The sequence below is a fragment of the Tamlana crocina genome, assembly GCA_040429635.1.
In the GTDB taxonomy this organism is placed as follows: Bacteria; Bacteroidota; Bacteroidia; order Flavobacteriales; family Flavobacteriaceae; genus Flavisericum; species Flavisericum crocinum.
The window spans coordinates 2,543,593-2,557,116 of the sequence record CP158972.1 but is presented as its reverse complement, the minus strand read 5'-3'; the positions used below and the strand labels follow the sequence as shown (position 1 = coordinate 2,557,116).

Annotated in this window: 12 protein-coding genes; all 12 read left to right on the top strand. The window is 38.0% G+C overall.

All coding sequences use genetic code 11. The annotated features are described in order from the left end of the window. Positions 1-75 precede the first annotated feature (75 nt). Complete coding sequence (locus ABI125_11360) at positions 76-834, top strand: Crp/Fnr family transcriptional regulator (GenBank protein ID XCF05321.1); 759 nt, start codon at positions 76-78, stop codon at positions 832-834. Positions 835-957: 123 nt separating this feature from the next. After that, positions 958-1,119 carry a hypothetical protein gene (locus ABI125_11355; protein ID XCF05320.1) on the top strand — a complete coding sequence of 54 codons (162 nt, stop codon included), beginning with the start codon at positions 958-960 and terminating at the stop codon, positions 1,117-1,119. A gap of 325 nt (positions 1,120-1,444) precedes the next feature. Then, positions 1,445-2,839: a CmpA/NrtA family ABC transporter substrate-binding protein gene (locus tag ABI125_11350; protein ID XCF05319.1), complete on the top strand. Its 1,395-nt coding sequence runs from the start codon at positions 1,445-1,447 to the stop codon at positions 2,837-2,839. Positions 2,840-2,867: 28 nt separating this feature from the next. Beyond that, entirely contained in the window at positions 2,868-3,974 is a 1,107-nt protein-coding gene (locus ABI125_11345; GenBank protein XCF05318.1) for an ABC transporter permease, read from the top strand. A gap of 62 nt (positions 3,975-4,036) precedes the next feature. Beyond that, the gene (locus ABI125_11340) at positions 4,037-4,882 is read left to right on the top strand and encodes an ABC transporter ATP-binding protein (GenBank protein XCF05317.1); all 846 of its coding nucleotides are present in this window, start codon (positions 4,037-4,039) and stop codon (positions 4,880-4,882) included. A gap of 11 nt (positions 4,883-4,893) precedes the next feature. After that, positions 4,894-5,721 (top strand): ABC transporter ATP-binding protein, encoded by an 828-nt coding sequence (locus ABI125_11335; protein XCF05316.1) that lies wholly within the window; start codon positions 4,894-4,896, stop codon positions 5,719-5,721. 196 nt (positions 5,722-5,917) lie between these two features. Continuing rightward, positions 5,918-7,171: an alginate export family protein gene (locus ABI125_11330; GenBank protein XCF05315.1), complete on the top strand. Its 1,254-nt coding sequence runs from the start codon at positions 5,918-5,920 to the stop codon at positions 7,169-7,171. A gap of 200 nt (positions 7,172-7,371) precedes the next feature. After that, on the top strand, positions 7,372-8,907 hold the full coding sequence (locus tag ABI125_11325; protein ID XCF05314.1) for a YifB family Mg chelatase-like AAA ATPase: 1,536 nt from the start codon (positions 7,372-7,374) through the stop codon (positions 8,905-8,907). Between the two features lie 134 nt (positions 8,908-9,041). Further along, positions 9,042-11,621, top strand: a complete 2,580-nt coding sequence (locus tag ABI125_11320) for a BspA family leucine-rich repeat surface protein (GenBank protein ID XCF05313.1) — start codon at positions 9,042-9,044, stop codon at positions 11,619-11,621. 33 nt (positions 11,622-11,654) lie between these two features. Further along, positions 11,655-11,792 (top strand): hypothetical protein, encoded by a 138-nt coding sequence (locus ABI125_11315; GenBank protein ID XCF05312.1) that lies wholly within the window; start codon positions 11,655-11,657, stop codon positions 11,790-11,792. A gap of 438 nt (positions 11,793-12,230) precedes the next feature. Then, on the top strand, positions 12,231-12,530 hold the full coding sequence (locus ABI125_11310; protein XCF05311.1) for a heavy metal-binding domain-containing protein: 300 nt from the start codon (positions 12,231-12,233) through the stop codon (positions 12,528-12,530). 206 nt (positions 12,531-12,736) lie between these two features. Beyond that, positions 12,737-13,408, top strand: a complete 672-nt coding sequence (locus ABI125_11305; protein XCF05310.1) for a head GIN domain-containing protein — start codon at positions 12,737-12,739, stop codon at positions 13,406-13,408. The last annotated feature ends 116 nt before the right edge of the window (positions 13,409-13,524 follow it).

Below are 13,524 nucleotides of genomic sequence, written 5' to 3'. Positions count from 1 at the left end.
TCCTTAAAAATAAGTATTGTGTTTAGATTAATTAAGTATTAATACTTATATTTGGTCTAAGTAATAATTCTGTAATTGCAAGCAACCCGTTTACATACTGTTTCTTCTGCCACTAGAAAGCGTACTTCTTTTGAGGTGACTTGCGATGTTTGTGAAAACAAAAACTGCTTAATAAAGAGAAATTTGGTTTCGTTGGAAGAAAGTGGTTTAGATGTTGAAAAAAATAATCTTCGTTGCAAAAAAGGTCAGCAATTTATTATTGAAGGCGCTCCTGTAAATGGTTTGTTCTTTGTGTTGAAAGGGAAGGTAAAGGTATTTAGAACCGGAATAAATGGCAGGGAGCAGATTGTTCGTTTTGCCAAGGATGGTGAAATTATTGGTCACCGTGGTTTTGGTACAGAAGAATATTATTCGATCGGTGCTGTAGCCCTCGAGGACAGTGTGCTGTGTTATTTCTCTAAAGGGTACCTTCAAAACGCCCTTCAAAATAACCCTAAATTCGCTTACGATTTGATGCTGTTTTATGCAAACGAATTGAATAAAAGCGAATCTAAAGTAAAATCTATTTCTCAAATGGCGGTGCGCGAGCGTGTAATCGATACCCTGTTGTACATCAATAGAAAATTTGGTAGCAATAAAGGCTTTTTAGACGTGTCGTTAAGCAGGCGAGAATATGCAGAATATGCTGGAACAACCGAAGAGCAAGTTATCAGGATGTTTTCGGCACTGAAAAAGGAAAAACTCATTGTGACAAAAGGAAAAAAAATAGGTATTAACGACATTCAACTTCTTAAGAATGAAATTAGTGAGCACAACTTTTTTTTAGATAGTTAGCTCGCTTAAACTTCTTTTTTAAGTTAATTTTTCTTTTGAACCATACGTAGAAATACGTATGGTTTTTTGTTTTACAAAGATTCTTCGTTTGTTTTTTTAAGTCCATCTAGTATCACGACTTGCATGGAAATCACAGGGTATGAAGTACCTTTCGCTATAAAAGATGCCGTTCCTTTAAAAATGATAGATGGTTATTTTAAAGGAGGGGAAGATCCGTTTGGCACGGATAATAAATATACTGAACTATCTGAATTGGAATGTCTTAAACAGTTTAAAAACAAATAACACGTATTGTTTTGTTTTTTTACGTAGTTTTTTTGGTTAAAAGGAACATTTTAATCAGTGAAAACATAATAAATAGATAATTAATTAAGGTTTATCAACAAAAAAACACCTAATACTTAGGTGTTTTTTTGTTGATACGTACATTTTTTAATGGTTCAAATGTCTGTATATTAATTGTTTAAGTGTATTTTATGTGTTTTCGCAGGTTATAATGTGTTGTAAAAAGAGGTGTGTACATGTGCATTACCATATAATAGAACTTGTTCTACGTATATCTTTGTCAAAAATAAGTATTACTACTTAATAAAAACTAAAAACAATAAATATGAAATCTCTACTAAAAAGAACAACTTGGATTTTACCCGTAGCAGCTTTGCTTTTTGCTTGCGGTGGAAAAGAAAAAAAGAAAGACGTGGCGGAAAGTGTCGTAGCTGAAACGTCAAAAACAAAAACATTGGATATTGAAAAACCACAATTAACATTTGGTTTTATCAAATTGACGGATATGGCACCTTTGGCCATTGCAAAAGAAAAAGGATTTTTTGAAGATGAAGGTTTGTTCGTTTCAGTTGAAGCACAATCAAACTGGAAAAATGTTTTAGACCGTGTTATTGATGGTCAGTTGGACGGTTCGCATATGTTGGCTGGTCAGCCCATCGCTGCTGGAGCTGGTTTTGGTCGCCAAGCACAATTGGTAACACCGTTTTCAATGGATTTAAATGGTAACGGTATTACAGTGTCAAACGATGTTTGGTCTAAAATGAAACCTAATGTACCAGCCGATGAAGATGGAAAGCCTATTCATCCTATTAAAGCAGATGCTTTAAAGCCGGTTATCCAAGAGTATAAAAACAGTGGTAAAGCCTTCAAAATGGGAATGGTGTTCCCAGTGTCTACGCATAACTACGAAATTAGATATTGGTTGGCTGCTGCAGGTATCCACCCAGGAATGTACACTGCAGATAATGTACAAGGGCAAATCGATGCTGAGGTTTTATTGTCGGTAACGCCTCCGCCACAAATGCCAGCAACGCTTGAAGCAGGTACTATTTATGGTTACTGTGTGGGTGAGCCATGGAACCAACAAGCTGTATTTAAGGGTATTGGTGTGCCAGTAACCACTAACTACGATATCTGGAAAAACAACCCAGAGAAAGTATTCGTAATGACTAAAAAGTTTGTTGAGGATTATCCAAATACTGCCGTAGCCGTTACCAAAGCGTTGATTAGAGCCGGTAAATGGTTGGATGAGCCAGGAAATAGAGCAGAGGCGGTAAAAATATTATCAATGTCTCAATATGTAGGTGCTGATGAAGCGGTATTGGCCAACTCGATGACGGGAACTTTCGAATTCGAAAAAGGAGATAAAAGAGAAATGCCCGATTTCAACGTATTCTACAAGTACAACGCTACTTACCCATTCTATTCAGATGGTATTTGGTTCTTAACACAAATGAGAAGATGGGGACAAATTCCAGAGTCGAAACCAGCGGAGTGGTACGCCGAAACCATTAAAGATATTTACAGGCCAGATATTTGGGAAGAAGCAGCAAAACTGTTAGTAGAAGAAGGTAATATTCCTGCCAGCGATATACCAACTACCGATGGTTACAAAGCACCAACATCCGATTTTATCGATGGCACTACTTATGATGCCAAAGATCCAATAGCATATATCAACAGCTTTAAAATAGGAAACAAAGAAAAAGCTGTACAATAAAAAATAGACAGTACTAAAATAATAAGTCATGAAGCAAAGTATAACATTAGATAGAGTAACCAGATTTGTAGGATTGGGATTTTTAACCTCAATAAAAGACCTATTCACAGGGAAACTAGGGAAGGAAGATTTTAAAGGTATCTTGCGTAAAGTAGTCGTACCGCTTGCTTCCGTGCTATTATTTTTAGGTCTGTGGCACTTAGGAGCCAAGTCTCTTTACAACACAGAGGCCGAGTTTAAAATTGAAAAAGCACTAAACGACCAAGGTCCGGCAGCTGCCGATGCTATGCGCGAATGTATAGCATCGGGAGATGTTAGCTGCCAACCCAACACCTTGCCGTCGCCAGCTAAAGTATGGGAGTCGTTTCAATCTTTATTGAGAGACCATAATATTATTGCTGCTGATAAAGAAGCCTTTATTGAAAAAACAGCAGCCTTAAATGAAAAGCGTATCGCTGAAGGGAAAGACCCGATTACTTATACAGGAAGACCGTCATTCGTTGACCAAATTTTCAGAAGTTTAAAAACAGTATTTGCAGGTTTTTTATTGGCATTGGTTATCGCCGTACCGCTTGGCATATTCATCGGGTTAAGTCCTACTTTAAAGAGTTCCTTCAACTGGTTTATTCAAATATTTAAGCCCGTATCGCCCGTAGTTTGGTATCTGTTGGTTTTTATGATCGTAAAAACGGTGTTGATAGATTCCAACGAAGATAGCTCATTCACCATTTCATTCATTAGTGTGGGGTTATGTTCTATGTGGGCCACTTTGGTAAACACCGCCATGGGCGTGTCGTCGGTTGATAAAGATTACATCAACGTAGCCAAAGTACTGAAGTTAGGGCCATTTCAAAAAATATTCAAAGTGGTGTTGCCATCGTCTTTACCATTGATTTTTACAGGATTGAAAATTACGCTTTCAGTAGCATGGATGGTATTGATTGCTATCGAATTATTGGCGCAAAGCCCAGGTTTAGGATTGTTTGTTTGGGAAGAGTTCCAAAACGGAGCTAACGATTCCAACGCAAAAATTATTGTGGCGATGTTCGTTATCGGTATCATTGGATTCCTTTTAGACCGATTGATGCTTACCATCCAAAACACGGTATCGTTTGATAAAACCGATGCGATATAAATAAGGTGGATTTGTTTAATCGTAAAAACGAATAAACTTATCAACAAATAAACAGAAAGAAAATGGCATATTTAGAATTAAATAACGTTTATAAAACTTACGGAGAGGGCGATAACGCTGCCGAAGTGCTTTCAAACATCAACTTGTCGATTGAAGAAGGGGAGTTTGTGGCCATAGTAGGCTTCACCGGAAGTGGAAAAACCACTTTGGTAAACTTGATTAACGGCTTATTGCAGCCCACAAGCGGAGAGGTTTTGTTTAAGGGCAAACCTGTAACGGGCACGAGTCACGAGCGCGGGGTGATTTTTCAAAACTACTCGTTGCTACCTTGGTTAACGGTTGGGCAAAATGTGTTTATGGCTGTAAAAGAAGCTTTTCCGAAGAAAAGCAAAGCCGAACTGAACGACATTGTTGCAAATTATGTTGAAATGGTGAATTTAACACCTGCCATTAATAAGCGTCCAAAAGAACTATCGGGAGGAATGCGCCAGCGTGTGGCCGTAGCCAGAGCTTTAGCAATGAAGCCCGAAATGATTATTATGGACGAACCGTTAGGCGCTTTGGATGCCTTAACCCGTGGCAATCTTCAGGATGAAATTTTAAGAATTTGGGGAAAAGATAAGCGCACAGCGTTGTTAATTACCAATGATGTGGATGAAGGTATTTACATGGCGGATCGCATTATTCCGTTGCGTCCGGGGCCAAAAGCTACTTTAGGGCCGGAATTCAAAATTGATATCGAGCGGCCAAGGGATAAAACCGAATTGAACGATAATGCCAATTTTAAGGAAACCCGAAATGCTATTATCGAATATTTGATGGATATTGGAAATGAACGCAAATCGGAAGCGCAAGCCGTTTACGAATTGCCCGATTTAGCACCAAAGGATTTTGTTAATCAATTTTAAGCACACAAAAGATGAGTACTTTAACAGCAAATAAAACAGGAAATTTAACTGATAATGGGTTGTTTCCCGCATCGGATGTGATGTTGGATTTAAAAAACCTTAAAAAAGTGTACCCTACTCCAAAAGGCGATTACACGGTTCTGGAAAACTTGAACCTTCAAATAAAAAAGGAAGAATTTGTTACCATTATCGGGCACTCCGGTTGCGGAAAAACAACCATGTTGAGCATGATTGCTGGACTGAACGAGATTTCTGGAGGAAACATTTCGGTATTGGGAAAACACATTAAAGGGCCAGGGCCAGACCGTGGGGTTATTTTTCAAGCGCCCAGTTTAATGCCTTGGATGACATCGCTTCAAAACGTGCTTTTAGGAGTAAATCAGGTATTTCCCGATGCCACTAAAGCGCAACGTAACGATATTGCCAAATACTACTTGCAAAAAGTAGGTTTGGAGGATGCCTTTCATAAAAGAGCTTCCGAATTATCACAAGGTATGCAACAGCGTGTGGGCATTGCAAGAGCCTTCGCCATTAAACCAAAAGTATTGTTGCTGGATGAGCCTTTTGGAATGTTGGATTCCTTAACCCGTGGAGAGCTTCAGGATATTCTCATCGAAATTTGGAACAAGGAAAAAATTACCGCCGTTATGATTACGCACGATGTGGACGAGGCCATCTTTTTGGCCGACCGTGTGGTGATGATGACCAGCGGGCCCCGAGCCAAAATTGGTGATGTTCTGGAAATAGATTTTGAAAGACCCAGAACCAGAAAAGCTGTTTTAGAACACGACGATTACTACAAATACAGAAAACATTTAATTGACTTCTTAGAGCATTAATAAAGCGACTTCGGTTCGATTGTAATTCGGACGGGAGTCAAAAAACAAATCAAATTTAGCGGATTATTAAGGTTATGAAACATGAGAAATGTCATAGCCCTGGGGGTACTACACTCTTAAATTTGCTAAAAAATCAAACAAAAAAAATCAAATTTTAAATATAACTCAATAACAAACAACTTAAAAACAAGAAAACATGAAGAAACAATATCTTATAATTGGACTTTTACTGGGGTGTTTACAGTTTGCACAAGCGCAGTTTACCTTAGATGGTGAGTTTAGACCACGTACCGAATACCGCAACGGTTTTGGAAGTATCATCCCTGATGCTGCGGATCCTGGTTTTGGTATTTCAACCAGAGCACGATTAAATGCTGGCTACAATACAGAAGCATACAAATTTTATTTAAGCTTGCAGGACGTGATGGTTTGGGGTGAAAACAGACAGATTTTACCTTACGACCAAAATAACTCGTTTGCCATTTTCCAGGCTTGGGCCGAAATTGCTCTTGGCAAAGGTTGGTCAACAAAATTGGGTCGCCAAGTGATTTCTTATGACGACCAAAGAATTTTTGGTGGATTGGATTGGGCACAGCAAGGGCGTAACCACGATGCCGCTTTGTTAAAGTACAGCAAAGGCAAATTTTTAATGGACGTTGGTTTGGCTTTCAACCAAGATTATTCGAACCCAACAGGATTCCAGTCGATGAACACGGCTTACAACACTTCTGGTTTTTTCTCATATAAAACCATGCAATACGTGTACTTAAAGCAGGCTTGGGAAAATTTCACAGGTAGCTTATTGGCTTTAAATACCGGATTTCAAAATTTTGATACCAATAACGCGCCAGATGGTGTAAACAGCATCCAAACCATTGGTACGCATTTAAACTATAAAAAAGGAAGTTTTGGTGCAGCGGCCAACGCCTTTTTGCAAATGGGCGATAACGTAGATGGGGCTTATTTGGCATCGTTGGATTTAACATATAAAGCTTCTGAAAAAGTAGGACTTGGTGCAGGAGTTGAAATCATCAGTGGAAATGACGGTAGCACAGCCGATACTGAAGCGTTCTTCCCTCTTTACGGAACCAACCACAAATTCAATGGTTTAATGGATTATTTCTACGTAGGTAACCATGCCAACAACATCGGTTTGGTTGATGTCCATGTGAGTGCCAACTTTAAGTTAGGTGAAAAATCAAGCTTGATGGTTAAAGCCTTAAACTTTAGTGGAGCGGAAGAATTGCCAAGCGGAGAAAAATCGTTGGGAACGGAATTGGATTTGGTGTTCAAAAAAGCATTCAATGGTTATGCTTTGGTAATGGGCTATTCACAATTGTTTCCAAGCGATGGCATGTATGAGTTGAAAGGTGTAAGCGAAGCAGCTGCAGCCGATATGCAAAACTGGGCATGGGCCATGTTGGTGATCAAACCAAAATTTTTAAACTAACCAACTTCCATTATATAGTTGATTAATTGGAGAATAATTTTCATTTAAAAATGTGGATTAGTTTGATGTTTCCAATTTATATGAATCCCGCTTTTGGCGGGATTCTTTTTTTATGAAAAGGCGAATTATTTCACATCTGTACTTTTTAGATTAGTAACTTTTCAATTACATTTCTTACATTTAAGCTGTAAACAACAATTATGCTCAAAAAAGTTTTTGGAAGCGCCGTTTTTGGCGTTGAGGCCACAACCATAACCGTCGAGGTAAATGTTGATGGCGGAATTGGTTATCATTTAGTGGGCTTACCCGATAATGCGATTAAGGAAAGTAACTACCGTATAGCGGCTGCGCTTCAAAATAATGGCTATAAAATCCCCGGAAAGAAAATTACCATCAATATGGCACCCGCCGATTTACGAAAGGAAGGCAGTGCTTACGATCTGACTTTGGCCATCGGAATTTTGGCGGCCTCAAAACAAATACAAGCCGAAAATTTAGAACAATATTTAATTATGGGCGAACTATCGCTCGATGGCAGTTTGCAGCCCATAAAAGGCGCTTTGCCCATTGCGGTAAAAGCACGCGAGGAAGGATTTAAAGGTTTTATTCTGCCAAGTATGAATGCCAAAGAAGCCGCCATAGTAAACGATTTGGAAGTTTATGGTGTCGATAACATTAAGCAGGTTATCAATTATTTTGATAAAGGTGAAGCTTTGGAGCAAACCATCATCAATACCCGCGAGGAATTTGCCAAAAGCCTCGATTTCCCGGAATTCGATTTTAGCGATGTAAAAGGTCAGGAAGGGATAAAGCGCTGTATGGAAATTGCAGCGGCAGGCGGACATAACATTATTTTAATCGGCCCTCCGGGAGCAGGAAAAACCATGTTGGCCAAGCGTTTGCCCAGTATTTTGCCACCCATGACTTTGCACGAAGCTTTGGAAACCACAAAAATACATTCGGTGGTGGGGCGTGTTAAAGATACAGGGTTGATGGCGCAACGGCCATTTAGGAGCCCGCATCACACTATTTCGAACGTGGCCTTGGTCGGTGGAGGTAGTTTTCCGCAGCCGGGTGAAATTTCACTATCGCACAATGGCGTATTGTTTTTAGACGAACTGCCCGAGTTTAAGCGCGATGTGCTGGAAGTGTTACGTCAGCCTTTGGAAGACCGCGAAGTTACCATTTCAAGAGCAAAGTTTACGGTCACATATCCATCGTCGTTTATGCTGGTGGCGAGTATGAACCCGAGTCCTGGTGGTTATTTTAACGACCCCAACGCACCGGTAACGTCTAGCCCTGCCGAAATGCAGCGGTATTTGAGTAAAATTTCAGGCCCGTTGTTAGATCGTATCGATATTCATATTGAAGTAACCCCCGTGCCGTTTGAAAAACTTTCGGAAGACCGAAAAAGTGAATCGTCCGTGGAAATCAGGAAACGGGTAACGGCGGCACGCCAAATTCAAACAGAGCGTTTTAAAGAATCGGATAACGTGCATTACAACGCCCAAATGAACACCAAGCAAATCCGTAAATATTGTGTGTTGGATGATGGTTCAAAAGATTTACTGAAAACCGCTATGGAACGGCTGAGTTTATCGGCCCGTGCGTACGACCGCATTTTGAAAGTAGCGCGCACTATTGCAGATTTGGAAGCCAGCGAAAACGTAAACGGTTCGCATATCAGTGAGGCCATTCAGTATCGCAGTTTAGATCGCGAAGGGTGGTTAGGGTGATGTTTTTTAGATAAAACATTACTACTAATAAATTGACTTTTAAGCGAAATTACAGTATGATAAATTCAAAGAATATTTTTATGCAAGATAAACTTAAAAGCTTTTAATGGAATTAAACTTATTAATATTTAAAAATGAGTATAAACTTTATAATTAATAAATATTCAGTTTCTTTAGTTTTTTTGCTTTTACTATTTAATTCCAATAGTTTATATCCCCAAGCAACTATTCCGTTTATTACAACATGGAAAACAGATAATCCAGGTACATCAGCTAATAACCAAATAATTATACCTACTGCCGGAGGTGGTTACAATTACACAGTAGATTGGGGAGATGGAACAACACCTACAGTTGAAACAGGAGATGCTACACATACCTATGCTGTTCCTGGAACTTATACCGTCAGTGTTACTGGGGATTTTCCTGGAATACATTTTGCAAATACAGGAGATAAAGACAAAATATTAAGCATTGAGCAATGGGGGGACAATCAATGGGAATCTATGTCATATTCATTTTGGGGATGCACGAACCTAGCTGGTAATTTAGTAGATGCCCCTGATTTATCAAAAGTGTCATCTACTAAATATATGTTTGCTGGAGCAACTAACTTCAATACAAGTTTAAACAATTGGGATGTTAGTAATATTACCGAGATGGTAGCGATGTTTAGGAATGCAGAAACTTTTAATGGAGATATTAGCAATTGGGATGTGAGTAATGTTGTCGACATGACTCTTCTATTCGCTAGTGCGGTCGCTTTTAATCAGGATATTAGCAATTGGCAAACAGGGAGCGTTAAAAGTATGAGAAATATGTTTTATGAAGCAACTTTATTTAATCAAGACATAAGTAATTGGGATGTTAGTAATGTTACAGATATGTTCGCTATGTTTAATGTTGCCGAGGCATTTAACCAATATATTGGAGATTGGGATGTTAGTAATGTAACTGATATGACTTCTATGTTTAGTATTGCAACATCGTTCAATCAAGATATTAGTAGTTGGGATGTTAGTAATGTTACTAATATGAGTCATATGTTTAACGCTGCTAAATCATTTAATCAAAGTATCAATAGTTGGAGTACCAGTAAAGTTACTAATATGCAATGGATGTTCGGTTCAGCGGAATCATTTAACCAATATATTGGAGATTGGGATGTTAGTAATGTGACTAATATGATTGGGATGTTCAGTGATGCACATTTATTTAATCAAAGTATTAATAGTTGGAATACCAGTAAAGTTGATAGAATGCAATGGATGTTTGCTGAAGCTTTTTCGTTCAATCAAGATTTAAGCAATTGGAATGTTGGTAATGTTACAAATTTTGATGGCATGTTTGCTTATGCAGAAATGTTCGATCAAAATATTGGAATGTGGAATGTTCAAAATCTTCAAAGAGCAATACGAATGTTTGAAGGCGCAAAACTTTCTGTGGAAAATTATGATGCCTTACTTATTGGATGGAATTCTCAAAATTTAAACAATAATGTTTCTTTTGACGGAGGTAATAGTAAATATTGTACTGGGGCATCAGCTAGGGCAAATATGATTAGTATGGATAAGTGGAGTATTATTGACAATGGAGCTGCTTCTCCGTCAATCGACCCTTTAATGGATCAAAATAAAATAGGAAGTTTTACCTTGCCACCTATAACTGGGGTGGATTTATATGGTAATGAAGCTTACTACACTGGACTAAGTGGTACGGGGACAATGTATAAACCAGGAGAGGTTATTAATTATTCAGATTTCCCAATGTATCCCGTTACGCTTTATATTTATGGAGGGTACAATGTTGATTGCAGTTCTGAACAAAGCTTTGATCTGGTGATAACTTCGGATCCTTTATGTACAAATTTATCTTCACCATTAAATGGAGCAATAAATGTATCTACCGATACTGACATTACTTGGAATGCCGTAAGCGAAGCCATTGGTTATAAGTTGACGGTTGGCACAAGCATTGGAGCAACGGATATTTTAAACAATTTAGATGTTGGTAATACTACTGCTTATGATTTGACTTCAGGCCTACCTGAAAATACGACAATATTTGTAGCAATTATACCTTATAACGCTTCAGGTGATGCCCATGGTTGTAATGAGGAAAGTTTTACTACAGAAATTGTTAGTATGATTCCATCATGTACAACACTTAGTTCGCCAGCTTCAGGAGATTTAGACGTGTCGATTGATACAGATATTACCTGGAATTCAGTAAGTGATGCTTCAGGTTACAAATTATCAGTGGGCACTAGTCCTAGTGGAACAGATATAGTAGATAGACTGGATGTTGGCAACGTACTAATTCATGATATGCCTTCAGATTTACCTGAAAACACAACAGTTTATGTTAATATTACACCTTATAACGCTAGTGGAGATGCCTTGACATGTAGTGAAGAAAGTTTTATTACGGAAATTGTAAATGTAAGTACATTAAATGCGGAATTGCCACCTAGATTTTTTACACCAAATAATGACAATGAAAATGATTATTGGATAGTTCCGAACACATCAAATCAAATATCTAGTATTTATATTTATAATCGTTATGGGAAACTATTAAAACAAATAGTTGATTTTTCTGAAGGATGGGACGGTACGTTTAAGGGGAAAAATATGCCTAATAGCGATTATTGGTATCTTATAACCTATAGAAATGGTAAAACCCTTAGAGGTCATTTCAGTTTAGTGAGGTAAAAAGAACACATTCACAATTTATAAAAATAGTTGTTGATCAATATACAGAGTTTCATAACTAAAGTAGTGCGCACCATTGCCGATTTGGAAGGCAACGGAAATGTAAACGGCTCGCATATTAGTGAGGCTATTCAGTATAGCAGTTTAGATCGCGAAGGATGGTTGGGGTAACAGATTTCTATGGAAATAGGAATGTGTTTTTTATATTGTTTTTTGGAGCTCGTTACATATGAACATTTGAAAAGGTTTGTTTTTTTGTAGTTCGCGGGAATCATAAAGTCTGATTGTTGCCTAAAAGATAGCAGCTGGAGAGAATCTGCATTATTCATTACGCTTTCGGTCAAGACCAATACGTCATGGTGGGGAGAAAATCCAAAACCATGTGCCAATTGTGCGACGAAGTGATCGTAAAAGTTAAAAACACCTGGATTTTAATTTGGTGGGGAAAGTTGAGGATTTGGGGTGGTTAATTTTAATGATATGACGTCGTTTCAATGACTTATATCAGTCGTTAACTAAAGTGGTCGGAATTTTTTATATAATCAAATTTTGTTTCATATATGTGTAACTTTAAAGCCTTAATAAATACCTATATAAAAAACTAAAACCATGATGTTAACAACCACAAACAGCCTTGAAGGCTTCAAAATAACCGATTATTTAGGGGTGGTTTCGGGCGTTGGTGCCAATACCCGTAAAACCTCATTTTCTTTTAAAATAGAGAAGTTTCTGCAAACGCTTGAAAACAGCATTGAAGAAGTAAAGGAAGATGCTTTTCAAAAATTACGGGAAAATGCCATTAAACTGGGCGCCAATGCCGTGGTGGGTATAAGTATAGACTTTGAAACTGTGCCAAATACCACCTATATTTTGGTGTCTACCACTGGTACGGCGGTAAGGGCGTCTTGAGTTTTAGAGGTGTATTGTCATTGCGAGGAATGAGCAACGAAAGAGCCTGTAGTGAGCAAAGACGAAGTGTGGCAATCTCTTAGTTTTACCCTTCAAAAACCAATCAACAATCAAACATATTCATTAAAATTTTCATAAAATAAAATGCTGTGGAATAATTGTTGATAGCTTTGCGGTATTAACTAAAAATCAAACGCGAAAAACAAATGAAAACACTAGTTAAATTTTTTGTACTGTTTATAACCACAACGCTTTTTTCCCAAAACACCATAGAACAGGAAGTTGGTGAATTTACCGAACTCAAGGTGTTCGATTTAATACAAGTGGAACTCAAAAAAGCCAAGGAAAACAAAGCTTTTATTTCTGGTAAAAACAAAGAAGATGTGGTTATAGTTAATAACGATGGCAAACTGAAAATTAAAATGAAGTTGGATGAAGCTTTTGATGGAGATGAAACCAAAGTAGTGCTATATTACACTCAAATTGATATTATTGACGTTAACGAAGGCTCGAAAGTGGAATCTAGCGACACCATTGAGCAGTTTGAAATCGATTTAAAGGCGCAGGAAGGCGGAAGCATCCATGTTCCCATCAATGTAAAATATGCCAACATTCGTGCGGTTACAGGTGGTTCAGTAACAGCAACGGGATCTTCCAAAAAGCAAAATGTATCGTTATTAACAGGCGGTATTTACAATGGTCAATCTTTGGAAACCCAAAACACCGATGTATCTATTAGCGCCGCTGGCGAAGCCTATGTGAACGCCTCCAAAAAAGTAGAAGCCAAAGTACGGGCAGGAGGTAACATCTATATTTATGGCGATCCCGTAGAAATTAGCGAAAGCAAAATGTTAGGGGGTAATATTACTAAAATGTAAAAACAAAATTGGTATTGATATTAGCTGTACTTAGGTACGGCTTTTTTGTGTTTATAACCAAAAACGAATAATGAAGTTTAAAATATTTCTTTACTTTGTATTGAAACCCTCTCAAT